Source organism: Streptomyces sp. RKAG290, assembly GCF_023701695.1.
Taxonomy (GTDB): domain Bacteria; phylum Actinomycetota; class Actinomycetes; order Streptomycetales; family Streptomycetaceae; genus Streptomyces.
Map to the genome: position 1 here is coordinate 3,075,542 of NZ_JAJOZC010000001.1, position 25,882 is coordinate 3,101,423.

The following is a 25,882-nucleotide window of genomic DNA, read 5'->3' on the forward strand; positions in this document are numbered from 1 at the left end:
GGGAGCCGGTCAGCCGTCCGCGGCCGGCCGGCTCCTGCCGTACAGCCAGTTCTTCCACAGCTCGGTCAGGTCCTTGCCGGTCGCCTTCTCCACGTACGCGGTGAAGTCGGCCGTCGAGGCGTTGCCGTGCCGGTGCGCCTTCGTCCAGCCCGCGAGCAGCGCGAAGAACCGCTTGTCGTCGTCCACCACCTCGCGGATCTTGTGGATCACCATGGCCCCCGCCCGTACACCGGCGGCTGCGAGATGTCCGCCGCGCTCGGCGGGTCGGCCGGCGGGAAGGCCCAGTTGGCGTCCTCCTCGTAGGCGTCGTCGAAGGAGTCCTGGGCCGGGGTGTCCTCCTTCTCCTCCTCCCACAGCCACTCCGCATAGGTCGCCAGGCCCTCGTTGAGCCACATGTCCTGCCAGCTCGCGGGCGTGACCGAGTCGCCGAACCACTGGTGCGCCATCTCGTGGACGAGCAGACCGGTGCTCGGCGGCCCGGGGAAGAAGGGCCGGTTCTGGGTCTCCAGCGCGTACCCCGCGTCCCCCTTGCGCTCGACGATCGCGCCCGTGGCGGTGAACGGGTACGGGCCGAAGTGCGCGGCCTCCCACTTCACGACCTCGGGGACCCGGGCCACGGTCCGGGCACTCGCCTTCGCCACCGCCGGGTCCACCGCGGTGAACACCGTGATGCCGCCCGCCATGGTCGACGTCTTCGTAGTGAAGCGGCCGACGGCCAGCGTCGCGAGATAGCTCGCCATCGGTTCCGGGGTGTGCCAGCGATAGGTGGTGCGGCCCCCGGCCGTCGTGGGCGGACCGGCCGGCTCGCCGTTGGAGACCGCCGTCAGCCCCTCGGGGACGGTGACCTTCATGTCGTACGAGGCCTTGTCGCTCGGGTGGTTGTTGCCCGGGAACCAGGCCATCGAACCGGTCGGTTCGCCCAGCGCCACCGCTCCGTCGGCGGTCGGCAGCCAGCCCTCCTCGGAGTCGTCCGGGTCGGTGATGGTCTGCGGGGAGCCGGAGTAGTGGACGACGGTACGGAAGGTCCGGCCCCGGCGCAGCTTGCTCCCGACCTCGATGTCCGGACGCAGCGTCAGCTCGTCGCCCGCCCGGTTGACGGCGGCGGGACGCCCCTCCACGGTGGCCGAGTCCACCTTCAGCCCCACGAGATCCAGGTTGAACGAGCTGAGGTCCTGGGTGGCGCGCGCGGTGATCGCGGCGGTGCCGCGCAGCCGGTGGGCGGCCGGGTCCACGTCGAGCGTGAGGTCGTAGTGCGTGACGTCGTAGCCGCCGTTGCCGAGCTTCGGGAAGTACGGATCGCGCAGCCCGGAGGCGCCCGGGGTACCCGCCACACCACCGGCCCCCGCGGTGCAGGCGGGGGCGAGGAAGGCGAGGGCCAGGAGCAGGACGGTGGTCCTGGCCGCGCGGGGGGTGCGTGCCGTGCCGCGTACCGGGGGTCGCTGATCCACACCGTTGATCCTATGTGCGGATTGTCGGATTACGGGGATGCGGGCGGCCCCGACGGCGCCGGCCGTCGGAGCACCGCGATGCCCAGCGACCGTTCACCCGCCGTCAGCCGGACCGGTGGCGGCCTGCTTCGAGGTCCACGACCGCGATCCCGTTCCCGTACCCGTCCCGGGTGAAGCCCCCGGTGACGTAGGCCGTGCTGCCGTGCCGGTGGCATCCGCCGCGCAGCCGGCGAGCACGGCCGCCGCTGCCGGCACCGGCACCGCCCGGCGGACGGTCACCGGGTGTCCCGCAACAGCGCCGCGATCTCCGCGAACCCGCGGCGCTCCGCGTGCGCCAGCGCCGTGACGCCGTCGCCGTCCGGCAGCCCGGGTGTCGCGCCCGCGGCCAGCAGCAGTTCGACGATCTCCCGGTGCGCCCGGCCCCCGTCGCCGAGGATCACCGCTTCCAGCAGGGCCGTCCAGCCCAGCCGGTTGACGTGGTCGACGTCGATGTCCGTGACCCGGAGCAGCTCCCGTACGTAGCCGACATGGCCCCGCTCGCTCGCCGGGATCAGCGCGATGCCGCCGAACCGGTTGCGGAGCTTCAGATCCGGCCCGGCCGGCAGCAGCACGTGCAGCATCGGGACGCTGCCGGTGACGCCCGTGGCCAGCCACGGACTCTCCTCACGGCGGTCCTGCGCATCGGGGTCGGCACCCGCGTCGACGAGCAGCCGCGCCACCTCCACATGGTCCCGTGCACGGCCAGCAGCAGCGGGGTGCGCAGCTCCTCGTCGCGGACGTCCACCCGGGCGCCGCCCTCGATCGCGGTCCGCACCGCATCGGTGTCGCCGGTCCGTGCGGCGTCGAGCAGCTGGTGATCGAGGGCGTTCATGTCCGTCTCCCGGGGTTGTCGCGACTACTTGGCGAGGGCGGCGACGCCGGCCTGGGCGAACTTCTCGTCGAGGTCGCCGGACGGGGCCCCGCGACGCCGACACCGGCGACCGGGGCGCCCTTGACCGCGACCGGGGCGCCACCCGCGAGGAACAGCGTGCCAGGGATGTCCTTCAGGTTCGGGGTCTGGGCGAGCCGCTTGACCAGCTCGGAGGTCGGGGCGTTCCAGGACACGGCGGTGTACGCCTTCTTCTCGGCCGACTCGTACGCCTGCGGGCCGGCGCCGTCGCCGCGCAGGGTGACGACGGTGTTGCCGTTGCGGTCGACGACGGAGACCGCGACGCGCTGGTTCTCCTTCTCGGCCGCGTCCAGGGCCGCCTTCGCGGCCTTCGTGGCGGCGTCCACGGTCAGGTGCGTGGACTGCTGCAGGTTCCGGTCCGAGGTGTCGGCCTTGACGGTGGAGGCGGGCGCGGCGGCCGGGGCGGCGGCGTTCGCGGACACGGCGCCGAGGGTGCCGGCACCGAGGGCGGCGGCGGCGACGGTACCGGTCAGGACACGGGTGCGCAGCGACATCTTCTTCATGGGGGGCTCCTCAGCGGCGGCAATAGGTGGTTGCGGTGTTCCGAGATCAATCCTCCGGCCGGTTCCGGGGCCGGAGGGTCGGCGTACCGGCTGGACGCCGCACGCGGGACGGCTGACGGCCCCATCGGCCGATCGGTTGATGCGGGGGCGGCCGATCAGGGTGACGATGGAATGTCCGCGCAGGTCAGCACCGGTCCCCACGACCGGGGCCCGCGGTGAGGAGCAGGGATACGAGTGGAGCAGCGAAACCGGCCGGTACGCGCCGCGGCGCCCGCCGCCGAGCTCGGCACCCGCGGGCTGGCCCTGCTCATGCACGCCGCGTTCTTCCTGCTGCTCGGCGCCTCACTGACCCGCTTCCTGCTGCGCCACCCCGGCGAGGCCCGCACCCCGTGGATCATCGGGCTGTCCGTAGCCCTGGCCGCCCTGTACGTGCTCGGCCCGGTCCTCGGCTCCCGGCCGACACCACGCAGCCTGCTCTGGCTCGGGGTGCTCGTCGCCGTGTGGATGGTGCTGGTCGTCCTCGCGCCGAGCTTCGCCTGGTGCGCGGTGCCGCTCTTCTACACCGGGCTGCGCATCCTGCCGCCGCGCGCCGCACTCGCCCTGGTCGCGCTGCTGACCCTGTTCGTCGTCGCCGCGCAACTGCGGCTGGCCGACGGCTTCGACCCGAACCTGGTCCTCGCCCCGCCCGCCGTCGCGGCCGTCGCGACCGCCGTCTTCGTCCACATGCAGCGCCAGGCCGTGCGCCAGGGCGAACTCATCGACGACCTGCTGCGCACCCGCCGCGAGCTGGCCGCCACCGAACGGCGCGAGGGCACCCTGGCTGAGCGGCAGCGGCTGTCCATGGAGATCCACGACAGCCTCGCCCAGGGCCTGTCCAGCCAGCAGATGCTGCTCCAGGCCGCCGACCGCACCTGGGACACCGACCCCGCCACCGCCCGCCGCCACGTCCGCACCGCCACCGGCATCGCGGAACGCAACCTCGCCGAGGCCCGCCGCTTCGTCCACGACCTCGCCCCCGCCGACCTCGCCGAAGGCGGCGGCCTCGAAGCGGCACTGCACGCCCTCGCCGCCCGCGAGAGCGCACAGGCCCAGGGCCGCCTCACCGTCCGCTGCCACGTCGAGGGCGCATCCCCCACCGCACTGCCCGACCGCGTGCAGTCCGCACTGCTGCGGATCGCGCAGGGCGCACTGGCCAACGTGACCGAGCACGCCGGAGCCACCGAGGCCGCCCTGACGCTCACCCACCTCGACGACCGGGTCGTCCTCGACATCGCCGACAACGGCCACGGCTTCGCCCCCGCCGCGCACACCGGGGCGCCGGGTGGCGTACGCGGCCACGGACTGCCCGCGATGCGGGCCCGGCTGCGGCAGCTCGGCGGCACCCTGACCATCGAGTCCGCCCCCGGCGAAGGCACCGTGGTGACCGCCGCCGTCCCCTCACCCTCGCGCCCGCAGCCCCCTCCGACCCCAGGACTCCGCATGACCGCGCACCCGCCCGTCCGGATCCTGCTCTGCGACGACCACGCCGTCGTACGCGCCGGACTCCTCGCCCTCCTCGGCAGCGAACCCGACATCGAGGTCGTCGGCGAAGCCGGCAGCGGCGAGGAGGCCGTCGCCCTGACGGCCAAGCTCACCCCGGACGTCGTCCTGATGGACCTCCAGCTCGGCGAGGGCATCGACGGCGTCGAGGCCACCCGCCGCATCGCGGCCACCACCGGCGGCGCCCACGTCCTGGTCCTCACCACCTACGACACGGACGCCGACATCACCCGCGCCATCGAGGCGGGCGCCACCGGCTACCTGCTCAAGGCCGAACGGCCGGAGGAACTCTTCGCCGCTATCCGCTCGGCCGCCCAGGGCCGCACCACCCTCTCCCCGCCGGTCGCCAGCCGGGTCATGGCTCGCATGCGCAAGCCGCTGCCCACCCTCACCGACCGGGAACTCGACATCCTGGGCCAGCTCTCCCAGGGCCTGGGCAACCGCGACATCGCCCGCGCGCTGTTCATCAGCGAGGCCACGGTCAAGACCCACCTCGGCCGGATCTACGACAAACTCGGCGTCGACACCCGCGCCGGCGCGGTCTCCGTGGCGAAGGAGCAACGCCTGCTGCCGTGACGGTCCCGCCGCGGAACCGAAGAGACAACGCCCCGGCCGCGGTGCCGGACGCCCGGGAGAAGGCTGCCGTGACGACCCCGCTGCGGAACCGGGCGAGGATCCACTGGTGCAGGAGCGACACGCCGGGCATGACACCATCGAACCGTGCTCGACATCGGCTACTCCCTCTCCCGACGCTTCCCCGATCCCCCGCAGACCGACTACCGCCGAGCGGACGTCCATGCCCTGCGCCACGATCTGTTCTCCGGGGACGTCTACCTCGCGGACACCAAGGAGGACCGCGAAGTATCCACAGCCTGGGGATGGGTGCCGGTGCTCGACTTCGCCTGGGCCCTGTGCGACATCGTCGAACAGGTCGACCGCGACCCCCGCGGCAACCGCTCGCACCGCCGCCAGTTCGCCGAACTCGACTTCACCGAGTCGTCCGACCGCATGCTCTTCGAGCGCCGCTTCGGCTGGGTCGACGTCGAGGCCGACTGGATGCCCGCGGAGGAAGCACCGCTCACCTTCAGCCACTCCGTGCTGCGCCGCGAGGCCCGCGACTTCCTGCACGACCTGATCGCCGACCTCGCCGACATGCACGAGGGCCTCGCCGACAACCCCGCGATCTGGGACCTCCAGGCCCGCTTCCCCCGGCTCTGAGGGGCGCCCCACCCCGCAGGACACACCCCGGCCCGACGGGCCCCGGCCTTCGAAGGACACCCCCCGCGCGCCTCCCGGTGCCCGGCCGGCCCCCGGGAGGCGCGCCGCCTCAGGCCTCCACCCGCACCCCGATCTGCGCCGCGAACGCCGGAGCCAGCTCCATCAGCTGCGACGGGCTGATCACCGCACCGGCCAGCCGCTCCACCCCGCGCGCGATGTCCAGCTCCGCGACCGTCCGCAGGTCCACCGACTCCATCCGCGCCGCACTGAAATCGGCCCGCTTCAGCACGCAGTCCCGGAACTCCACCCGGTCCAGCTGCGCACCCCCGAAATCCGGCTCGGACAGCACACAGCCCTCGAAGATCACATCCTTCAGCCGGGCCTTCCGCAGATTCAGGTAGTCGATCTTCCCGCCCCGCACCAGCACCCGCTCCAGCACCGCACCGTGCAGCTGCACCCCGCCCAGGCGCGCGTCCACGATCTCCACGTCCCGCAGCGACGCCCCCGCGAGATCGGTGCCCACCCCGCGCACCCCGGTCAGCACCGAATCGATGAACCGGGCCCTGACCAGCTCGGTACGGTCCAGCGCGCAGCCCTCCAGCGCACAGTCCATGAACCGGGCCCCCGGCGCCGACTCGTCCGCCAGGTCCACGGCCTCGAACCGCACGCTGTCGTAATCCCCGTCCGGCTCCAGCCCCGCGCCGTCGTACGCATCGAGCGTCGGCAGCCGCACCTCCGCCCGCCGCGCCACCGCGACAGCTCCCTTACCGCCACCGCTGCTCCCACGACCACTACCGCTACCGCTGCTGCGCACCATCCCCCATCGTGACGCACGCCACCGACAACGCCCCGCCCCCGATGTCACATCCGGCCCCCGCCGTCCGTCCCCTCTGCAGGAGCACCTCCAGCGAAGGAGACCGGGACCATGCAGCGCATCCACATCATCGGCGGCGGCCTCGCCGGATTCACCGCAGCCATCACCGCAGCCGAGTCCGGCGCCCTGGTGACCGTCCACGAGGCCCACCACACCCTCGGCGGACGCGCCAGGACCGCCGACGGCCCGTACCGCACCAACGAAGGACCGCACGCCCTCTACCGCCGCGGCCCGCACTGGACCTGGCTCGAACAGCGCAACCTCCTCGGCCCCACCACCCCCGTGCCTCCCCTCGAAGCCACCCGGCTCCGCTTCCGCCACCGGGGCACGCTGCGCCGCACCCCGCCCTGGCCCTCCTCCGGCTCAGCCGCCGCAACGCCGCGCAGGCCCCCGTCGCCACCGACTTCCGCACCTGGGCCACCGCACGGATCGGCGAGGAAGGCGCCCGCGCCGCCGCGCACTACGCCGCCGTCGCCCTCTTCCACCACGACCCGGGCAGCCTCTCCGCCGCCTTCGTCCAGGAACGGCTGCACCGCGCCGGCGCCCTGCCACCCGAAGCCCGTTACCCGATCGGCGGCTGGGCCCAGCTCATCGACAGGATGGCCGCCCGCGCCTGGAACCTCAGCGTCCGCATCGAGACCGCGACCCGCATCGACCGGGCCGCCCTCCACGCCCTCGCCCGCACCGGCCCGGTCGTCGTCGCCACCTCCCTCGACTCCGCCCGCACCCTCCTGGACGACCCCGCACTCAGCTGGGCCTCCGGCCGCACGGCCCTCATCGACCTCGCCCTGCGCACCCGGCGCGGCGACGCGTTCGCCGTCTCCGACCTCGACGCCCCCGGCTGGATCGAACGCTTCAGCGCCCAGGACGGCACCCTGGCCCCGACGGACGACAGCTCCTCCAGGGACAGTTCCCGCTCGCCCCCGACGCCTCCCGGGCCACCGGCATCGCCCGCGCCGAAGAACTCCTCGACCTCGGCTTCCCCGGCTGGCGCGAACGCACCGTGTGGCGCCGCGAATCCCTCGCCGCCGGCCGCACCGGCGCCGTCGACCACCCCGGCACCACCTGGCGCGACCGGCCGGCCATCGACCGCGGCAACGGCGTCTACCTCGCCGGCGACCAGGTCGCCGCCCCCGGCGTGCTCAGCGAGGTCTCCTTCAACAGCGGCATGGAAGCGGCCCTCCTCGCCGTCACGGCCACCGAACACCGCACCACACCCGGCCACGGTGCGCCCGCCACCGAGCACCGCACCTCGCCCGGCTCACCGCTTGACCTCAAGCGCACCTGAGGTCGGAGGGTGGGGGCACCGAGACCCACAGCCCGGGGAGCCCGCCATGCACGCCGTCCGCCTCCACACCTTCGGCCCGGCCGAGAACCTCACCTACGAACGCACCGATGACCCCGTCCCCGCACCCGGCCAGGTCCGGATCGCCGTCCGCGCCGCCGGCGTACACCTCCTCGACACCGCCCTGCGCCAGGGCATGACCGGGCCGTTCCCCGCACCCGCCGAACTGCCCACCGTCCCCGGCCGCGAGATCGCCGGCACCGTCGAATCACTCGGCGAGGGCACCGACCCCGACTGGCTCGGCCGGCGCGTTGTCGCCCACCTCGGCACCGCCCCCGGCGGCTACGCCGAACTCACCGTCACCGAAGCCGACCGGCTCCACCCCGTACCCGACGGCCTCTCCGACGCCGAAGCCGTCGCCATGATCGGCACCGGCCGCACCACCCTGGGCATCCTCGGATTCACGCCGCTCGGGCCCGACTCCGTCGCGCTGGTCACCGCTGCCGCCGGCGGCATCGGCACCCTGCTCGTCCAGTACGCCAAGAACGCCGGAGCCACCGTCATCGGCCTCGCCGGCGGGCCCGCCAAGACCTCCCTCGTCCGCGCGAACGGCGCCGACCTCGCCGTCGACTACACCCTCCCCGACTGGCCCCGCCACGTCCGGACCTACCTCGACGACCGCGGCCGCCGCGCCACCGTCGTCTACGACTCCGTCGGCTCCACCACCGCACGCGCCGCCGTCGACCTCCTCGGCAAGGGCGGGCAGCACGTCGTCTACGGCTGGTCCGGCCAGGGGCTCCACGACGGCCGCCCGCTCACCTTCACCGAGGACGAACTCGCCGCGCTTGCCATCACCTCGCAGAACGTCCTCGGGCCCGCGATGATCCAACGCGGCGGCGGCCTGCGCGCCCTGGAGACCCGGGCCCTCGCCGAGGCAGCCGCCGGCCGCCTGCGACCCGCCGTCCGGCGCTACCCGCTCGCCGAGGCAGCCGCCGCCCATCGCGCCCTCGAAACCCGCGGCACCACCGGCAAGGTCGTGCTCATCCCCTGAACCCGGAGGGGGCAGCGGCCCGGCGGGCGGGAACGGGAACCCCGCCCGCGCCCGGCCTCTAGCGCACCCCGCCCAGCCCCGCCAACGCCTCGTCCGTCAGCCGGTACACCGTCCACTCGTCCTGCGGGCGCGCACCCAGCGACTCGTAGAACGCGATCGACGGAGCGTTCCAGTTCAGCACCGACCACTCCAGGCGCTCATAGCCCCGCGCCACACAGATCCGCGCCAACTCCCGCAACAGCGCCTTCCCGTGCCCGCCGCCACGCCGGTCCGGGCGCACGTACAGGTCCTCCAGATAGATGCCGTGCACCCCGCGCCACGTGGAGAAGTTCAGGAACCACAACGCGAAGCCCACCACCTCGCCGTCCTCGTCGGACTCGGCGATGTGCGCATACGCGGCAGGCCGCTCGCCGAACAGCGCCTCGTGCAACTGCTCCTCGGTGGCGTTCGCCTCGTGCAGCGCCTTCTCGTAATCGGCGAGCTCACGCACCATCGCGTGAAGGGCAGGGACATCGGCAGCCGTAGCGGTACGAATCATGGAGGCAGCGTAAGCAGCAGCGCCCGGCCCGCTACGCCCGACCCAGCAGCCGCCGCGCGATCTCGGCCTGCTCCGGCGCCAGCCGCCGCTCGCCGCCCTCGACAGCCCAGCACGCGTTCTGCAGCACCCGTCCCAGCGTCCACGCCCGTGCCCGCCCCCGGTCCAGCCCCAGCACCTCCGTCAGCAGATCGAACCGCCACGCCACCCCGGCCGCGTCGAACCGGTTGACCAGCGCCGGGAACAGCTCGAACCCGGGATCACCGGTCAACGGCTTCGGATCGATCGCCACCCACTGCCCGCCCCGCCCGGCCAGCACATTGCCGTAGTGCAGATCCCAGTGCAGCAGCCGGTCCCCGGGCTCCGCCACCACCTCCCGCACCGCCGCCGCGCAGTCCGCCAGCAGCCGCCGCTCCGCCTCGTCGACCAGCAGCTCCGCCACCCCCGGCGCCGCCGCCAGCATCCGCGCCGACGCCTCCCCCAGGCCCCGCAGCCCGCACCCGGCAGGAGCCCGCACCGACGTCAGCCGCGCCAGCAGCTCCGCGATGATCCGCACCGCTTCGCGGACATCCGCCATCCCCGACAGCGCACGATGCCCGTCCAGCCGCTCCAGCAGCATCGTCCCCGTCACCGCGTCATGGTTCAGCAGCCGCACCGCGCCGACCGAGGCCTCACCCCACAACCGCAGCGCGACCGGCTCCCCCACCGTCTCCGCGTCCACCGGCTGCAGCTTCAGGGCGGCCCTGGACCCGTCCGCCACCCGCACCACCGGAAGCACCAGCGCACACACCCCGGACCACGGGTCGCCGTCCCGGCGCAGCCCCCAACGCTCCATGAACTCCGCGGCCATACCCGGCAACGCGGCGACAAAGGCCCGCCCGGCCGCACCGTTGTACTTGGACTGAGTGGCGACGAGGGCATCCGGAATGTCAATCACGCCCCCGATCGTAGGAGCGTGCGTCAATCGGTTATGACCCCGAGCCACCCCGCCCCGCCCACGCGGCCCCGCTCCGCGCCCGCCACGTGGATCCGCGGCGCCGGCTCATGGATCCGCAGCGCCCCCGGCACGTACATCTGGCTGACGGCCCTCTTCGTCACCACCGTCATCGTCCACCAGATGTCACCCGCCTTCGAAGCGGACTTCCTCCGCCAGCGCTCCACGAACATCCACGAGCTGTCGCAGAACCCCGTACGCGTCCTGATCAGCAGCGCCTTCTGGATCGACAGCGGCGAATGGCTCCCCTACGCCATCCTCTACACCGTCTTCCACGCCCCCGCCGAACGCCGCCTCGGCACCCTGCGCTGGCTCACCGTCGCCGCCGCCGCCCACGTCCTCGCCACCCTCGTCAGCGAAGGCGTCCTGGCCTGGGCCATCCAGCACGGCCACGCACCCGAGTCCGCCGTCAACACCCTCGACGTAGGCGTCAGTTACGCACTCGCCGGTGTCGTCGCCGTACTCACCTACTACGTCCCGCGCCCCTGGCGGTACGTCTACCTCTTCGCCGTCCTCGTCATCTACGCCGTCCCCCTCGTCACCGGCGCCACCTTCACCGACGTCGGCCACTTCACCTCCGTGCTCATCGGCCTCGCCTGCTACCCGCTGACCCGCAGCCGGAACGAGACGAAACCCGCCCCCGCCCAGTAACGTCCCGCCACACAGGCGCACAGGCAGACAGCCACAGGACAAGCAGGGGCAACATGAGCACCGTCAACGGCGGCATATCCTTCTGGTACGCGGACCAGGGCACCCCCACACCCCGCGAACCCCTGCCCGGCGACGCCACCGCCGACATCTGCATCGTCGGCGGCGGATACACCGGACTGTGGACGGCGTACTACCTCAAGAAGGCCGTCCCCTTCCTCAACATCACCGTGCTGGAAGCCAAGTTCTGCGGCTACGGCGCCTCCGGACGCAACGGCGGCTGGCTCTACAACGGCATTGCGGGACGCGACCGCTACGCGAAACTGCACGGCCACGACGCCGCGGTCCGCCTCCAGCAGGCAATGAACGACACCGTCACCGAGGTCATCCGCGTCGCCGCCGACGAGAAGATCGACGCCGACATCCACCGGGGTGGCGTCCTCGAAGTCGCCTGCACGCCCGCCCAGCTCGCCCGCCTCAAGGAATTCCACGCCGCCGAGATCGCCTTCGGCGAGACTGACCGCACCCTGCACGGCGCCCGCGAGACGGCCGAGCGCGTCCGCGTCACCGGTGCCGTCGGCTCCACCTGGACCCCCCACGGCGCCCGCCTGCACCCCGCCAAACTCGTCACGGGCCTCGCCGACACCGTCGAAGCGCTCGGCGTCACGATCCACGAGTCCACCCCGTCACTGAGATCAAGCCCAAACACGCCGTCACCCCGTACGGCACGGTCCGCGCCCCGTACATCCTGCGCTGCACCGAGGGCTTCACCGCGAGCATCAAGGGCCAGAAGCGCACCTGGCTCCCGATGAACTCCTCCATGATCGTCACCGAGCCCCTCCCCACCCGGGTCTGGGACACCATCGGCTGGAACGGCCGCGAGACCCTCGGCGACATGGCTCACGCCTACCTGTACGCCCAGCGCACCGCCGACGACCGCATCGCACTCGGCGGCCGCGGCTTCCCCTACCGCTACGGCTCCGCCACCGACAACGACGGCCGCACCCAGCCCGCCACCATCGAGGCCCTGCGCGACCTGCTGGTCCGCCTCTTCCCCACCACCGCCGGCACCCGCGTCGCCCACGCCTGGTCCGGCGTCCTCGGCGTCCCCCGCGACTGGTGCGCCACCGTCACCCTCGACCGCTCCACCGGCCTCGGCTGGGCGGGCGGCTACGTCGGCTCCGGCGTCGCCACCACCAACCTCGCGGCCCGCACCCTGCGTGACCTGATCCAGCAGGACTCCGGCCAGTCCGGCCCCACCGAACTGACCGCCCTGCCCTGGGTCAACCACCGCGTCCGCCGCTGGGAACCCGAACCCTTCCGCTGGCTCGGCGTCCACGGCATGTACGCCGCCTACCGCGCCGCCGACCGCCGCGAACGCACCTCCCCGCGCCCCGGCACCGACCCGATCGCGAAGATCGCGGACCGGGTGGCGGGGCGGGGCTGAGTGTGGCGCGAAATGAAAAAATCCCAGGTCAGCAAGGTGCTGACCTGGGTCTTTGAGCCGCCTGTCGGAATCGAACCGACGACCTGAATATTACAAGTATCCCGCTCTTCCAACTGAGCTAAGGCGGCAGCGCGCACGCCGAAAGCTCGCGCGCGAGCCCTCACTCTACACAGCGCCCCTCCCGCCGATCCACGAAGTTCCGCCGCCCCGTGACCATCCGAGCACCCGTGCGTCAAGAACACTGACGTACTGATCCGGATATCGGACAGTCGGGGGAGAGTGCCATGACGGACACGGCGGACCAACCGATACGCATGACGGGCGACGAGGCCAAACGCCTCAAACGCGAGGCACTGGGCATTGCCGACCGCCAGAAGCACCATGGCCGGACGGCGGCTGCCATGAAGAGTCGGGCCAAGGAGCCCGGTACGCATCAGCGCGTGTACCGGTACCGCTTCTACCCGACTCCGTCACAGGCCGAGCAGCTGGAGAAGACCTTCGGAGCCTGCCGCTGGGTCTACAACGAGGGGCTGGCGCTCCGGATGGGAGCCTGGGAACGCCACCGGGTGTCGGTGGGGTTCGCCGAGTCCTGCCGTGCCTTGACGGGGTGGCGGCAGGCCGCGGAGACATCCTGGCTGCGTGAGGTGTCCTCGACTGTGCTGCAGCAGTCACTACGGCATCTGGACGCGGCGTTCACGCGCTTCTTCAAACAGCTGGCGAAGTATCCGCAGCGCAAGAGAAAGCACCGGTCGCAGGATTCGGCGACGTACGTACGGAGCGGCTTCCGATGGGCGCAGGATCCGGAGCGGCCCGGCACGGGGCTGGTGACTCTGGCGAAGCAGACGGTGCCGTTGGATGTGCGGTGGTCTCGGCCTCTGCCGGCCGGGGTGGACCCGGTCAAGTTGTCGGTGACGCGGGATCGGGCGGGCCGCTATTTCGTCGCGGTGCTGGTGGAGGAGCGGATCGAGCCCTTGCCCGCCGTGTTCGTGTCAGGCGGGCGTGAGCCGAAGGCGGTGGGGATCGATCTGGGTCTGGCTGCGTTGGTGACGTTGGACGACGGAGCGAAGGTGGATCATCCGCGGCTGCTGCGGAAGTACGAAAAGGAGCTGGCCCGGCTGCAACGAAGGCTGCACCGCAAAGAGCAGGGTTCGAAGAACCGGGAGAAGGCCCGGGCGCGCATCGCCCGGCTGTACGCCCTGATCAGCGATGTGCGCAGAGACATGCTTGACCAGTTGACCACCCGCCTCGTGCGCGAGAACCAAGTGCTCGTCGTGGAGGATCTGGCCATCATGAATCTGCTGCGTCCGGCAGTCGGGAAGGGGCGTCGGCGGAAGGCCCGGCTGGGCCAGTCGATCATCGACGCGGCCTGGGGCGAGCTGATCCGGCAGCTGCGGTACAAATGCGCCTGGTACGGGCGGACACTGGTGATCGTGGACCGGTTCTTCCCGTCGACGCGTCGGTGTTCGGGCTGCCTCGCGAGGGGGCCTTCGCTCGACGTGTCCGTGCGGGAGTGGACGTGCGCGGAATGCGGTGCGGTACATGACCGGGATGTGAATGCGGCACGCAACCTCCGGGAGGAGGGCATGCGGCTGTACTGGCTCGTGGCCTCGGCGCTCCCGCCCGGGCGGACTCCGCCGTCAGTGATCAAGGCATCGGAGCTGGCAGACGTGCTGCTGACTGCGTGAGGACCGAAGGACTGCGATACGGACCGACGGGCCGTCGGCCGAAAAGCCTGTGGAGCCGATGTAAGACCGGTCCGGTGTGCCCTTCAGGGGTGTTTCGGGGCGGCGGGGGTGTCGAAGCAGGAAGTGTGGCAAGTGGTAGACGGTCAGAAATCAATTGCCGTGCCACTTGACTGCACAGGGTCAAAAGTGCGGCGCTCTGGCCGAGCGCACCCCTCCCCGCCTGGCCCCCGGAGAATTCCTCCCCTTCGAACTACTGACAGATTCGAAACCGCCAGGTAGCGTCACCGAAGGTTCACTCGACTGGACCAGACCACTCCCTTACAACGGATCGTCCGGCACGTTCCTGCCGGTGGAGGAGAAGATTCAGCATGGCCAGTGTCACGTTCGACAAGGCGTCCCGCGTATACCCCGGCTCCACGAAGCCCGCGGTTGACCAGCTCGAGATCGACATCGAGGACGGCGAGTTCCTCGTCCTCGTCGGTCCCTCCGGTTGTGGCAAGTCGACCTCCCTGCGCATGCTCGCGGGTCTTGAGGACGTCAACGGCGGTTCGATCCGCATCGGTGACCGCGACGTCACCCACCTGCCGCCGAAGGACCGGGACATCGCCATGGTGTTCCAGAACTACGCGCTCTACCCGCACATGTCCGTCGCGGACAACATGGGCTTCGCGCTGAAGATCGCCGGTATCAACAAGACCGAGATCCGGGCGAAGGTCGAAGAGGCCGCCAAGATGCTGGACCTCACCGACTACCTGGACCGCAAGCCGAAGGCGCTCTCCGGTGGTCAGCGTCAGCGTGTCGCGATGGGCCGCGCCATCGTGCGTGAGCCGCAGGTCTTCCTCATGGACGAGCCGCTGTCGAACCTCGACGCCAAGCTCCGTGTCTCCACCCGTACGCAGATCGCCTCGCTCCAGCGCCGCCTGGGCATCACGACCGTGTACGTCACGCACGACCAGGTCGAGGCCCTGACCATGGGTGACCGTGTCGCGGTCCTCAAGGACGGTCTGCTGCAGCAGGTCGACTCGCCGCGCAACATGTACGACCGCCCGGCGAACCTCTTCGTCGCCGGCTTCATCGGCTCCCCGGCCATGAACCTGGTCGAGGTCCCGATCACCGACGGTGGCGTGAAGTTCGGCAACAGCGTCGTCCCGGTCTCCCGTGAGGCGCTCACCGCCGCCGCGGACCGCGGCGACACGACCGTCACGGTCGGCATCCGCCCCGAGCACTTCGACATCGTCGAGCACGGCGGCGCCGCCGCGAAGTCCCTCACCAAGGACTCCGCCGACGCCCCGGCCGGTCTGGCCGTCTCGGTCAACGTCGTCGAGGAGCTCGGCGCCGACGGCTTCGTCTACGGCTCCGCGCAGGTCGGCTCCCAGGAGAAGGACCTCGTCGTCCGCGTCGGCGGCCGTGCTGTCCCGGAGAAGGGCACCAAGCTGCACGTCGTGCCGCGCCCGGAGGAGCTGCACGTCTTCGCGACGTCGACGGGTGAGCGTCTCACCGACTGATCCCGCACACGCTGCACGACGGCGGCCCCGCACGTTCTCCGTGCGGGGCCGCCGCGCGTTCCGGGGTTTGGACGGGCCACGGCAAATTCCCTGGCACAACGGTCATTTCACTCCGGTTCGTCAACACGCTATTCGAAAAACACTCTCGAACCGTCCCCCGCGAGAGTGACGTAATGTCGCCAAATCATCACTGCCCGCTACGCTCGCTGCGTGACCCACACCGCGCGCCGTATCGGCCGAACTCTCGCATTCGTACTGCCTGTCGTCATGGTCCTGTCCGGTACCCTCGCGGTCACCGCCGTGCCGTGGGCAGCTACCGACTCCGACACGACCATGCTCACCGCGTCCACACAGACCGTCTCCAAGCGCGCCAAGCCGCGCACCCAGCAGGACATCCTGCGCGACAAGCTTCTCCTGGAGCTCCAGGAGAAGGACCCCGGTGCCGCGTTGACGGACCTGCAGCGTGCCGTCGAGGGGCGTCCGTCCCTCGCGAGGCACTGCATGTCGATCGCGAAGGCGCTGGGCAAGGCCGCGGTCGAGCAGTACGGCCCGACGCGGGCGCACCGCTTCTCACGGCCCGTCTGTGACACGTCGTTCGCCTCGGGTGTCGCGCAGTTCAGCTGACAGGTCCCTCGCGGGCACGGCATATCGTGCCTGGCATGCATACGTTTCCGACGCAGGCCGTGATCCTGGCGGGTGGCCAGGGGTCGCGGCTGCGCCCGTATACCGATGACCGCCCCAAGCCGATGGTCGAGATCCCGGGTACCGGGACTCCGATCATCGGCCATCAGCTTTCCTGGCTGGCCGCGGAGGGCGTGACCGATGCCGTGGTGTCGTGCGGTCATCTGGCCGAGGTGCTGCAGGAGTGGCTGGCCGAGGCGGTGCTGCCCTTGCGGGTGACGACGGTGGTGGAGTCGGAGCCGTTGGGACGCGGTGGCGGGCTGAAGTACGCGGCGGCCCGGCTGCCCGCACCGCAGGAGCCCTGGTACGCGACCAACGGCGACATCTGGACGCGCTTCTCACTGCGCGAGATGGCCGCCTTCCACGCGGAGCGTGACGCGACCGCGACGCTGGCGCTGGCCCGCCCACGGATTCCGTGGGGTGCGGTCGAGACGGACGCGTTCGGGCACATCACCGACTTCATCGAGTCGCCGCCCTCGCCGTATCTGATCAATGCCGGGGTGTACGTGTTCTCGCCGGCGTTCACGGGGATGCTGCCCGACCGGGGTGACCACGAGCGGACGACGTTCCCCCGGCTGGCGCGGGAGCGCCGGCTGGCCGGCTACCCGTTGCCGCACGGGGCGTACTGGCGGGCCATCGACACGGCGAAGGACCTGACGGAGGCGGCGAAGGAGCTGGACGGGAAGTAGCCGGCCCGGCTCCCGGACGCAACGAGGGGCACAACGAGAGGGGCGGGCACGGGAGATGGTTCCCGTGCCCGCCCCTCTCGGCGTGTGTGCGGTGGGGCGGTGTCAGCCGAGGAGGCCGCCGATGGGGTTGCGGCCGCCGCCGCTGCCGCCGCCTCCGGTGGTGCCGCCCGTGGAGCCGGTACCGGGGTCCGAGCCGCCTGTGGTGGCGCCGCCGCCGGCCGGGCCGGAGGAGCTCGGGCCGGAGCTGGTGGCCGGGGGCTGCTGGGGGGTGGTCTGCTGCGGGGGCTGCTGGCTGGTGCCCTGGGTCTGGCTGGGCTGTCCGGTACCGGCTGCCGCCCGGCCGGATTCGCGGGCGGGGTCCGTGGCGGGTGTGGAGGCCTTGGCGGACGGGGTGTGGGGGCGGTGCTGCGGGACGGGGTGGGCTGCTGTCCCGCGGGGGTGCGGGAGGCCTTGCCGCTGCGGGACTTGTCCGGGAGCGGGGAGCCGGGGAGCTGGTTGGTAGGTACGCCGTCGGGCCCGGGACGGTGACGACCTCGGAGGAGCGGACGGCGCCGCCGAGCATGGAGCCGATGAGCAGCGTGAGGCCGACGACGACGGTGGCGACGACGGCGCCGCGGCGCAGCACGCGGCGGCGGAGGTCCCAGATCTCGGAGCGGGGGCCGAGCTTGCGCCAGGCCTCTCCGGCGAGGCGTCCGTCGACGGAGTAGACGGGGGCGCCCGCGATGACCAGGGGGCTCCAGGCGGCGAGGTAGATGATGTCCGGCGCGTCGTAGGCGGCGACGGTGCGCCAGCTGACGGTGACCAGGAGGGCGGCGGACAGGAGGGCGCCGACGGAGGCGGCGACGCGCTGCCAGAGCCCGAGGACGGTGAGGACGCCGACGACGACCTGGAGGAAGGCGATGGTGAGTCCGGCGCCGACGGGGTGGGAGAGCGCGAAGTCGCGCAGGGGTTCGGCGAGCGCCCACGGGTGCAGGGACGTCAGCCACTTGACCATGGAGCCGCGGTCGCCGCCGTCGAAGTAGACGGGGTCGCAGAGCTTGCCCATGCCGGCGTAGATGGAGATGAAGCCGAGGAAGACGCGCATGGGCAGCAGGACGACGCCGAGGTTCATGCGGCGGCCGGGGTAGTACGCGTGCCGGACCGAGTCGGCGCTCTGGCGGCGGCTGCGGCCGTCGGCGCCGTCGAGGTCGTCGTCGTCCGTGTCCCGCGGGTATCCGTCCGCGTCGAACCCGTCGGCGTCGTACCGTCCGGGCCCGGTGTCGACGGCGTCGTAGGCGCCGACGGCCTGCCGCATCGGGGGCAGCAGCGGCCCGCCGTGCCGGGGCCCGCCGATGACGGGGTTGGGCTGGGTCTCTTCGAGCCGGGGGATGACCTGGGTGCCGGCTCCGCCACGTCCGCCGTCGAGCTCGTACGAGGCGTAGGGCTCGTACGGGTCGTAGCCGGTGTCCGGGCGCCCCACGGTGTCCGTGCCGCCCGCGGTACCGGGGCGGCCCGCGGTGGAGTTCCGTACGGCTTGGAGGAGTCCGGTGGCGCCGGGGTCGCCGGGGCGGATCTGCCGCTCCACACGACGGGGGCGCGCCGGCCGCGTCCTGCTCCGGGGGCGCTCATGGCGGGGATCCTGGGCGCACCGGCGGGGGTCACACCGCGCAGCCGTGCGCGCTGGCCGGGTGCGAGCTGCACCCGGAAGCTGGCGTGGTTGACGATGACCTGCGCAGGGTCGCAGTCCACCTTGGTCATGCTCAGGGCGGGTTGTTCGTCGAACCGAGGCGTTCTGGTGTCCACACTCATCTAACCGAGTGATGTGTGTTTAGGACACTGCCTTGACGGTGTCGAAGTGTCCGAGGCCCGTCAACAGGTGGTGGTGGGGCGCGGCGGGGCGTACGCGGGGCCGGATGCGCCCCCGGGAAGGACCGGCCGGGGCGGCGGACGGCGGAGGTTTCCTCCGTCGGCCGCCGCCCGTGCGGGTGGTCCTGCCGGGCCGGTCAGGCGCGGCGGCGGGCGACCTCGTACATCACGATGCCGGCCGCGACGCCGGCGTTCAGGGACTCGGCGCCGCCGGGCATCGAGATGCGGACCCGGTAGTCGCAGGTCTCGCCGACGAGGCGGCCCAGGCCCTTGCCCTCACTGCCGATGACGATGACGACGGGGCCGCCGAGGGCCTCCAGGTCCTCGACCGTGTGCTCGCCGTCGGCGGCCAGGCCGACGATCGCGATGCCTTCCTTCTTGTACGCCTCCAGCGCCCGGGTCAGGTTCGTGACCCGGGAGACCGGGGTGCGGGCCGCGGTGCCGGCCGAGGACTTCCAGGCTCCGGCCGTCATTCCGGCGGCGCGGCGCTCGGGGACGACCACGCCGTGACCGCCGAACGCGGAGACGGAGCGGACGATGGCGCCGAGGTTGCGCGGGTCGGTGACGCCGTCGAGGGCCACGATCAGCGGGTCCTCGCCGTTGTCGTACGCGGCGGCGGTGAGGTCCTGCGGGTCCGCGTACTCGTACGGCGGGACCTGGAGGACGAGGCCCTGGTGGTTCAGGCCGTTCGTCATCCGGTCGAGCTCGGGGCGGGGGCCTCCATCAGGTTGATGTTGCCGCGCTCGCCGGCGAGCTGGAGGGCCTCGCGGACCCGCTCGTCGTTGTCGATGTACTGCTGGACGTACAGGGTGGTGGCGGGGACGCCGTCGCGCAGGGCCTCGAAGACCGGGTTGCGGCCGACGACCATCTCGGAGGTGCCCTTGACGCCGCCGCGCCGGGGGCGGGGCGGCGGTTGGCGGCCTGCTTGGCCTTGGCGGTCGCGATGCGGTTCTTCTTGTGCTTCTTACGGGCCTCGGCGGGCGGCGTCGGGCCCCTGCCTTCGAGAGCACGGCGTCGGTTACCGCCGCTGCCGACCTGCATGCCCTTCTTGTTGGATGTGCGGCGGTTCCTGCGCTGGCTGTTCCCGGCCATGACCTACCTGTTTCGTTGCTTCAGACATGCGTACGTATAAGTGAAGTGTGCCGCCCGGCGGGCCGGGCGGCACTTGGGAGGACTACTGGCGCGGGCCGAGTGTCCACCGTGGTCCGGTGGGGCTGTCCTCGATGACGAGCCCGGACTGGTTGAGCTGGTCGCGGATGGCGTCGGCCGCGGTCCAGTCCTTGCGCTCGCGTGCGGACTGGCGCTGGTCGAGGACGAGCCGTACGAGGGTGTCGACGACGCCGTGGAGGTCGTCGCCGCGGTCGCTCTCGCCGGCCCAGTGGTCGTCGAGGGGGTCGAGGCCGAGTACCCCGAGCATGGCACGGACCTCGGCGAGGCGTGCGACGGCCGCTTCCTTGTCGTCGGCGGCGAGGGCGGAGTTGCCCTGGCGGACGGTGGTGTGCACGATCGCGAGCGCCTGCGGGACACCCAGGTCGTCGTCCATCGCCTCGGCGAAGGCGGGCGGCACCTCGGTGGCGGCGGGGACGGTCTCGCCGGCCTTCTCGGTGACGCGCTGGACGAAGCCCTCGATCCGCGCGAACGCGGACTCGGCTTCGCGCAGGGCCTCCTCGCTGTACTCGATCATGGACCGGTAGTGCGGGGTGCCGAGGTAGTAGCGCAGCACGATCGGGCGCCAGGTCTTGACCATGTCGCTGACGAGCACGGAGTTGCCGAGCGACTTCGACATCTTCTCGCCGGACATGGTGACCCAGCCGTTGTGCACCCAGTACTTCGCGAACTCGTCGCCGAACCCCTTGGCCTGGGCGATCTCGTTCTCGTGGTGCGGGAAGATCAGGTCGATGCCGCCGCCGTGGATGTCGAAGGCGGTGCCGAGGTACTTGTGCGCCATGGCGGAGCACTCCAGGTGCCAGCCGGGACGGCCGCGGCCCCAGGGGGTCTCCCAGCTGGGCTCGCCGGGCTTGGACGCCTTCCACATGGCGAAGTCACGCTTGTCGCGCTTGCCGGTCTCGTTGTCGCCGGAGGGCTGGCGCAGGTCGTCCAGGTCCTGGTTGGAGAGCTCCAGGTAGCCGGGGAACGAGCGCACGTCGAAGTAGACGTTGCCGTCGGCGGCGTAGGCGTGGCCGCGCTCGATGAGGCCCCGCATCATCTCGATCATCTCGGTGATGTGGCCGGTGGCGCGCGGCTCGTAGGTGACCGGGAGGCAGCCGAGCGCGTCGTAGCCCGCGTTGAACGCGCGCTCGTTCTCGTAGCCGATGGCCCACCACGGGCGGCCCTGTTCGGCCGACTTCCTGATGATCTTGTCGTCGATGTCGGTGACGTTCCGGACGAACGTCACGTCGTAGCCGCGGTGCTCGAACCAGCGGCGCATGATGTCGAAGTTCAGTCCGGACCTGATGTGCCCGATGTGCGGGGCGGCCTGGACGGTAGCGCCACAGAGGTAGATCGAGACACAGCCCGCTGTGAGCGGGACGAAGTCACGGATCTGCCGGGCGCTGGTGTCGTACAGGCGAATAGTCACGCCTCAAGGGTAGTGGGCGCGCACCAGTGCCCCGCGACCCCTTGGGGGATTGCGATGACAGTTGTTACGGCTCCGGTTCGCCGGGCAGTGGTCCGTGACCCGTCCGCGGGGGCTCAGAGGCGCCCGACGACCTTCCTCGGGGTGATCCGTACGACCACGCGTTCGTCGTCCTCGCCGGACGCCGGGTTGAACTCGGCGTACTTCTTGCCGGTGTACTTCAGGGACAGCTCGTCGATGAGTTCCTGGCCGCCCTCGGTGGTGAGGGTGGCGGTGCCGCGGATCTCGGCGTAGGTGTACGGGGCCGCGAAGGGCTGGAGGACCACGGAGACGCGGGGGTCGCGGGCGATGTTCTGTTCCTTGCGGCGGCCGGTGGTCGTGGAGATGAGTACGTCCTCGCCGTCCCGCTTCACCCAGACCGGGGACACCTGGGGGCTGCCGTCGGGCTGGATGGTGGCCACGGTGACGAAGACCGGGGTGTCGAGCAGCGACTTGAGTTCTGCGGAGAGTGCGGCGGTCATGGCGTACGTCCTCCTGTGCGGGCCGGTGATTCCCTACGTCTACCCCAACCACCGGCTCTTCTGCCCGCATTCCGGCCGCGCCCGCGAAAGCGCCGCTCGCGGCGGGGCGTGGTGGCAGCCGTCCTGCGGGGTGGCACGCTCACCCGGCGCCCCTACGTCGTCCCGCGTCCCGCGCCGCCTGTCCCGGCCCCAGGGCGGTGGCGGGGCGAGTACGGACCAGGGGGGCCGTTCCCCGTAGGGCAGGTTCCCGAAGAGTGGCCTGCCCCGTTCGGGTGACGGGGGCGGGGCACCCGGGCCGGTACGTACCCGTCCGAGCGGCAGGTGGCGGGCCCGGCGAGCAGGAGGCCCGCCGGGTCCGCGGCGGGGTCAGCCCGTGCGGTAGACCAGTGCGGTGGCGATCCCGGCGATGCCCTCGGCCCGGCCGGTGAAGCCGAGCCCGTCGGACGTGGCGGCGGAGAGCGAGACGGGCGCGCCCACGGCGGCGGACAGCACCTTCTGCGCCTCGTCGCGCCGCTTGCCGATCTTCGGGCGCACGCCGACGACCTGGACGGCGATGTTGCCGATCTCGAAGCCCGCGGACCGCACGATCCGGGCCGCCTCGGTCAGCAGCGTGACCCCCGCGGCGCCGGACCACTCGGGGCGGCCGGTGCCGAAGTGCTGCCCGAGGTCGCCGAGCCCGGCGGCCGAGAACAGCGCGTTGCACGCGGCGTGCGCGACGACGTCGGCGTCGGAGTGTCCGGCCAGGCCGGGGCCCTCGCCCTCCCAGAGGAGACCCGCGCACCACAGCTCGCGGCCCTCCTCGAAGGCGTGGATGTCGGTCCCGATCCCGACGAGCGGGATCACCGGCGCGGAGCGCTCACCGGAAGCGGCCGTCGTGTCCTCAGAAGCCATCGTTCGCCCTCCTGCGTGCGAGTACCGCCTCGGCCAGGACCAGGTCCAGCGGCCGGGTCACCTTGAACGCCTCCTCATGACCGGGTACGACCACGACGGGCGCCCCGAGCTGCTCGACCATGCCCGCGTCGTCGGTCGCGCCCTCACCGCTGACGGCGACCCGCTCGTGGGCGCGCACCAGCGTGTCGCGGTCGAACCCCTGCGGGGTCTGCACGGCACGCAGCCGGGCCCGCACCGGGGTGGAGAGCACGGGTTCGGGCTCCCCCGGCGCACCCGGCTCGACCTCCTTGACGGTGTCGGCGAGCGGCAGCGCCGGGACGACGGCGGGCGCGCCGTCGCGTACCGCCTCGACCACCTCGTCCACCGTGTCGACGGGCACCAGCGGGCGGGCCGCGTCGTGGACGAGGACGACGGAGATGTCCGCGGGCAGTGCGTCGAGGCCGAGCTTCACCGACTCCTGACGGGTCTCACCGCCGGGTACGACGAGGAAGTCGGTGCGCTCGGGCAGGGCGTGCTCGTCGAGCAGGTTCCTGACCTCGCCGGCCCCGTCCGGCGGCGCGACGACCACCACGAGGGACACCTGGCGGGAGGCCGCCATGGCCCGGACCGCGTGGATGAGCATGGGCGTCCCGCCCAGCGCGCGGAGCGCCTTGGGGGCACCCGGGCCGAGCCGTACGCCGCGGCCGGCCGCGGGAATCACGGCGGCGGTGCGGCAGGGACGCGATTGATCAGACATCGGTTGCACTCCGAAGCATCGGCATGTTTGTCTTCCCGGCGGACGTGGGTATGGGCTCAATCGATCCGGGCGCCACGCCATGACTCGACCGGGACCCTTTCCGTGACCCCGGGCGAGGCAGGGATCAGCCCGGCCGCTCGGGATCGGCCTGACACGTCGACTTCACAAGATCGCGAGCAAGGTACCGGGGGATCGTCGATGAGGCCAACGCGTCGGCGCATCGAGAACAACATCCGGGATCATCGGGCGCGCCGCCCGTAGGCGTCCCGCTGCCCGAAATCCGTGGTGTGGGCGTCCGTGGCACCGGAATCCGTAGACCGGGGCCAGGGTACGAACATGCCGCAGCGCCCGACGACACACCGTGAAAACGGCTGGTCAGCGGGCACCGCGGCACATTATTTACGACCGGTGCGATCCGGTTCAGGACGCGAGGACCTCGTCGAGCAGAGCCTCGGCCTTGTCCTCGTTGGTGTTCTCCGCGAGAGCAAGCTCGCTCACCAGGATCTGGCGAGCCTTGGCGAGCATGCGCTTCTCACCTGCGGAGAGCCCGCGCTCACGCTCACGACGCCACAGGTCGCGCACTACTTCGGCGACCTTGATGACATCGCCCGAGGCGAGCTTCTCGAGATTTGCCTTGTAGCGACGGGACCAGTTCGTCGGCTCCTCGGCATACGGTGCGCGCAGCACCTCGAAGACCCGGTCCAGCCCCTCTTGCCCGACTACGTCGCGCACACCCACGAACTCCGCATTGTCCGCTGGTACACGCACCGTCAAGTCGCCCTGAGCGACCTTGAGCACCAAGTAGGTCTTGTCCACGCCTTTGATCTGGCGAGTTTCGATAGCCTCGATCAGCGCGGCCCCGTGATGGGGATAGACCACGGTGTCGCCAACCTTGAACGTCATGTGACAGGTACCCCTTCCGTGGCTATCCAGAGTAACACGAGAACAGCTTCTCCTGAATGGCGTTTTCGCAGGTCAGGGCATATCTCAGGGCTTGACAACTGCAACACGTACGTGCTGCGTAAGGGCCGCCGGAGACGGTATTCGCAGGTCGGAGCCGCTGTACGGGCGGGGAGAAACGCGGACGTTACACCTACCGGAACCTGCTCGGAAGTGCCCGAAAGTCCCGGTTTGCCGGGTTCAGGATGGTGAACTTTCCGTACTCCGTTCGGGGATCGATCACCCGTACGGCGGTAAGTGCCGATGGCCAATGAAATTGATCAACGTTCGGCCGTCGCGAGGATTATGCGCAATGAATGCGCCGGCCCGGCGGAACGTGCACGGGAAGCGCGGGCCGGACATCCGGCGGAATTGATCAAGCGGGTTATGTGAACAGCGTGCGAATGATCGCCCGTGAGCCGGCCCGCGATCCGGTCCGCGATCCGGCTCGCGAACCCCGGGGCGCCAGGGGGCGGGTCGGGTGCGGAGCGGGAAGGGCGGCTCGGTAACCTGGCCGCTGTCACACCGTCGGGCGACTTAGACACCACTCGCCCGACACCGCCCCCAAGTCCGCACGTTCAAGGAGTTGCCACCGCCGTGAGCCGCAGCCTTCGACACGGCGCTCTCGCCGCCACAGCCCTCGTGTTCTCGATCGCCGCGCTCTCCGCATGTGGTGCGGGCAACGACGCGCAGACTCTCGGGGTCAGGCCGGACAACGCCGCCACCTCTTCCGGCGACATCCAGATCCAGAACGCCAACGTCATCACCCAGCCGGTGCGCGGCGCCAAGGGCCCGGCCGTCGTGGCCGCCACGGTGTTCAACTCCGGCACCAAGCCGGAGACCCTTGACGCCATCGCCCTGACCGGCAGCAGCGCGTCCGTGCAGCTGCACGCCGCCAAGGGCTCGGGACCGGTCGTCGTCCCGGCCGGCGGCTCGGTGATCCTCGGCGGCAAGGGCAACGCCGCCGCCGTGATCGAGAACGGCAGCGAGGCCACGCAGAACGGCAACGTGCAGAGCCTGGTCTTCAAGTTCAGCAAGACCGGTGACATCCCGCTGGGCGCCTCCGTGGTCCCGGCCGGCAGCTACTTCAAGGGCTTCGGCCCCAGCTCGCTGCCGCAGCTGCCGAAGAAGCCGGCCCAGTCGCCCGACGCGTCGCCCTCCGGCTCCGCCTCCGAGACCCCGGGCGCGCCGTCCGGCACCCCCTCCGGATCGGCGTCGGCGAGCAACAGCACCACCCCGACCGACGCGGCGTCCGACTCGCAGCAGCCGGCCAACTGACCGCTCGCACATCCGCACACATACGGCTGAGGCGCCTTCCCGGTCC

At 71.6% G+C, this 25,882-nt stretch carries 17 protein-coding genes, 1 tRNA gene and 9 pseudogenes; 13 read left to right on the forward strand and 14 right to left on the reverse strand.

Translation table 11 applies throughout. From position 1 onward, the window contains the following. Positions 1-9: 9 nt before the first annotated feature. From LNW71_RS13255 to LNW71_RS13265, 3 pseudogenes are all read right to left on the reverse strand, one after another. Positions 10-1,448, reverse strand: a pseudogene (locus LNW71_RS13255) (M1 family metallopeptidase). A 275-nt stretch (positions 1,449-1,723) separates the two neighbouring features. Next, a pseudogene (locus LNW71_RS13260) lies at positions 1,724-2,319 on the reverse strand (ankyrin repeat domain-containing protein). Between the two features lie 24 nt (positions 2,320-2,343). After that, a pseudogene (locus tag LNW71_RS13265) lies at positions 2,344-2,900 on the reverse strand (heme-binding protein). A 234-nt stretch (positions 2,901-3,134) separates the two neighbouring features. On the opposite strand from LNW71_RS13265, the pseudogene LNW71_RS13270 reads away from it, so the two are divergent. The 4 genes and pseudogenes from LNW71_RS13270 to LNW71_RS13280 form a co-directional block, all read left to right on the forward strand. Then, a pseudogene (locus tag LNW71_RS13270) lies at positions 3,135-4,361 on the forward strand (sensor histidine kinase); the annotation flags it as partial. 54 nt (positions 4,362-4,415) lie between these two features. Continuing rightward, positions 4,416-4,733: pseudogene (locus tag LNW71_RS36905) on the forward strand (response regulator transcription factor); the annotation flags it as partial. A gap of 72 nt (positions 4,734-4,805) precedes the next feature. Then, positions 4,806-5,015, forward strand: a complete 210-nt coding sequence (locus tag LNW71_RS36910; protein WP_374119523.1) for a response regulator transcription factor — start codon at positions 4,806-4,808, stop codon at positions 5,013-5,015. Between the two features lie 144 nt (positions 5,016-5,159). Then, positions 5,160-5,657 carry a hypothetical protein gene (locus LNW71_RS13280; protein WP_250968424.1) on the forward strand — a complete coding sequence of 166 codons (498 nt, stop codon included), beginning with the start codon at positions 5,160-5,162 and terminating at the stop codon, positions 5,655-5,657. Positions 5,658-5,766: 109 nt separating this feature from the next. Here the strand turns inward: LNW71_RS13280 and LNW71_RS13285 are convergent, their stop codons facing one another. Beyond that, positions 5,767-6,474 carry a pentapeptide repeat-containing protein gene (locus LNW71_RS13285; RefSeq protein ID WP_250968425.1) on the reverse strand — a complete coding sequence of 236 codons (708 nt, stop codon included), beginning with the start codon at positions 6,472-6,474 and terminating at the stop codon, positions 5,767-5,769. Between the two features lie 108 nt (positions 6,475-6,582). Here LNW71_RS13285 and LNW71_RS13290 point away from each other — a divergent pair. Both LNW71_RS13290 and LNW71_RS13295 read left to right on the forward strand, forming a co-directional pair. After that, positions 6,583-7,819, forward strand: a pseudogene (locus tag LNW71_RS13290) (NAD(P)-binding protein). A 46-nt stretch (positions 7,820-7,865) separates the two neighbouring features. Continuing rightward, positions 7,866-8,867: a zinc-binding dehydrogenase gene (locus tag LNW71_RS13295; protein WP_250968426.1), complete on the forward strand. Its 1,002-nt coding sequence runs from the start codon at positions 7,866-7,868 to the stop codon at positions 8,865-8,867. 58 nt (positions 8,868-8,925) lie between these two features. Here LNW71_RS13295 and LNW71_RS13300 read toward each other — a convergent pair whose 3' ends face one another. Further along, positions 8,926-9,405 (reverse strand): GNAT family N-acetyltransferase, encoded by a 480-nt coding sequence (locus LNW71_RS13300; protein WP_250968427.1) that lies wholly within the window; start codon positions 9,403-9,405, stop codon positions 8,926-8,928. Between the two features lie 31 nt (positions 9,406-9,436). Then, positions 9,437-10,339 (reverse strand): aminoglycoside phosphotransferase family protein, encoded by a 903-nt coding sequence (locus tag LNW71_RS13305; protein ID WP_250968428.1) that lies wholly within the window; start codon positions 10,337-10,339, stop codon positions 9,437-9,439. 33 nt (positions 10,340-10,372) lie between these two features. Between LNW71_RS13305 and LNW71_RS13310 the strand changes: the two genes are divergently transcribed. Then, positions 10,373-11,047 carry a rhomboid-like protein gene (locus LNW71_RS13310; protein ID WP_250971991.1) on the forward strand — a complete coding sequence of 225 codons (675 nt, stop codon included), beginning with the start codon at positions 10,373-10,375 and terminating at the stop codon, positions 11,045-11,047. Between the two features lie 53 nt (positions 11,048-11,100). Beyond that, positions 11,101-12,491: pseudogene (locus LNW71_RS13315) on the forward strand (NAD(P)/FAD-dependent oxidoreductase). Positions 12,492-12,546: 55 nt separating this feature from the next. Here the strand turns inward: LNW71_RS13315 and LNW71_RS13320 are convergent. Next, a tRNA-Thr gene (locus LNW71_RS13320) sits at positions 12,547-12,619 on the reverse strand. 156 nt (positions 12,620-12,775) lie between these two features. Here LNW71_RS13320 and LNW71_RS13325 point away from each other — a divergent pair. From LNW71_RS13325 to LNW71_RS13340, 4 genes are all read left to right on the forward strand, one after another. After that, positions 12,776-14,176 (forward strand): transposase, encoded by a 1,401-nt coding sequence (locus LNW71_RS13325; RefSeq protein ID WP_250968429.1) that lies wholly within the window; start codon positions 12,776-12,778, stop codon positions 14,174-14,176. 368 nt (positions 14,177-14,544) lie between these two features. Beyond that, entirely contained in the window at positions 14,545-15,681 is a 1,137-nt protein-coding gene (locus LNW71_RS13330; RefSeq protein ID WP_250968430.1) for a sn-glycerol-3-phosphate ABC transporter ATP-binding protein UgpC, read from the forward strand. Positions 15,682-15,891: 210 nt separating this feature from the next. Then, entirely contained in the window at positions 15,892-16,305 is a 414-nt protein-coding gene (locus tag LNW71_RS13335) for a hypothetical protein (RefSeq protein WP_250968431.1), read from the forward strand. A gap of 35 nt (positions 16,306-16,340) precedes the next feature. Then, the gene (locus LNW71_RS13340; protein WP_250968432.1) at positions 16,341-17,051 is read left to right on the forward strand and encodes a nucleotidyltransferase family protein; all 711 of its coding nucleotides are present in this window, start codon (positions 16,341-16,343) and stop codon (positions 17,049-17,051) included. 102 nt (positions 17,052-17,153) lie between these two features. Here the strand turns inward: LNW71_RS13340 and LNW71_RS13345 are convergent. The 7 genes and pseudogenes from LNW71_RS13345 to LNW71_RS13375 form a co-directional block, all read right to left on the reverse strand. Next, positions 17,154-18,788, reverse strand: a pseudogene (locus LNW71_RS13345) (DoxX family membrane protein). A 245-nt stretch (positions 18,789-19,033) separates the two neighbouring features. Continuing rightward, positions 19,034-19,988 (reverse strand): annotated as a pseudogene (gene rlmB, locus LNW71_RS13350) (23S rRNA (guanosine(2251)-2'-O)-methyltransferase RlmB). A gap of 82 nt (positions 19,989-20,070) precedes the next feature. Further along, on the reverse strand, positions 20,071-21,474 hold the full coding sequence (gene cysS, locus LNW71_RS13355; protein ID WP_250968433.1) for a cysteine--tRNA ligase: 1,404 nt from the start codon (positions 21,472-21,474) through the stop codon (positions 20,071-20,073). A gap of 113 nt (positions 21,475-21,587) precedes the next feature. Continuing rightward, positions 21,588-21,992: a PPOX class F420-dependent oxidoreductase gene (locus LNW71_RS13360; RefSeq protein WP_250968434.1), complete on the reverse strand. Its 405-nt coding sequence runs from the start codon at positions 21,990-21,992 to the stop codon at positions 21,588-21,590. Positions 21,993-22,358: 366 nt separating this feature from the next. Next, positions 22,359-22,883 (reverse strand): 2-C-methyl-D-erythritol 2,4-cyclodiphosphate synthase, encoded by a 525-nt coding sequence (gene ispF / locus LNW71_RS13365; protein WP_250968435.1) that lies wholly within the window; start codon positions 22,881-22,883, stop codon positions 22,359-22,361. Next, positions 22,873-23,619, reverse strand: coding sequence for a 2-C-methyl-D-erythritol 4-phosphate cytidylyltransferase (gene ispD / locus LNW71_RS13370; RefSeq protein ID WP_250968436.1), 747 nt, complete (start codon positions 23,617-23,619; stop codon positions 22,873-22,875). Before ispD ends, ispF begins: the two co-directional genes overlap by 11 nt. A 420-nt stretch (positions 23,620-24,039) precedes the next feature. Further along, complete coding sequence (locus LNW71_RS13375; protein WP_006380568.1) at positions 24,040-24,522, reverse strand: CarD family transcriptional regulator; 483 nt, start codon at positions 24,520-24,522, stop codon at positions 24,040-24,042. Positions 24,523-25,155: 633 nt separating this feature from the next. On the opposite strand from LNW71_RS13375, the gene LNW71_RS13380 reads away from it, so the two are divergent. After that, entirely contained in the window at positions 25,156-25,836 is a 681-nt protein-coding gene (locus LNW71_RS13380) for a DUF461 domain-containing protein (RefSeq protein ID WP_250968437.1), read from the forward strand. The last annotated feature ends 46 nt before the right edge of the window (positions 25,837-25,882 follow it).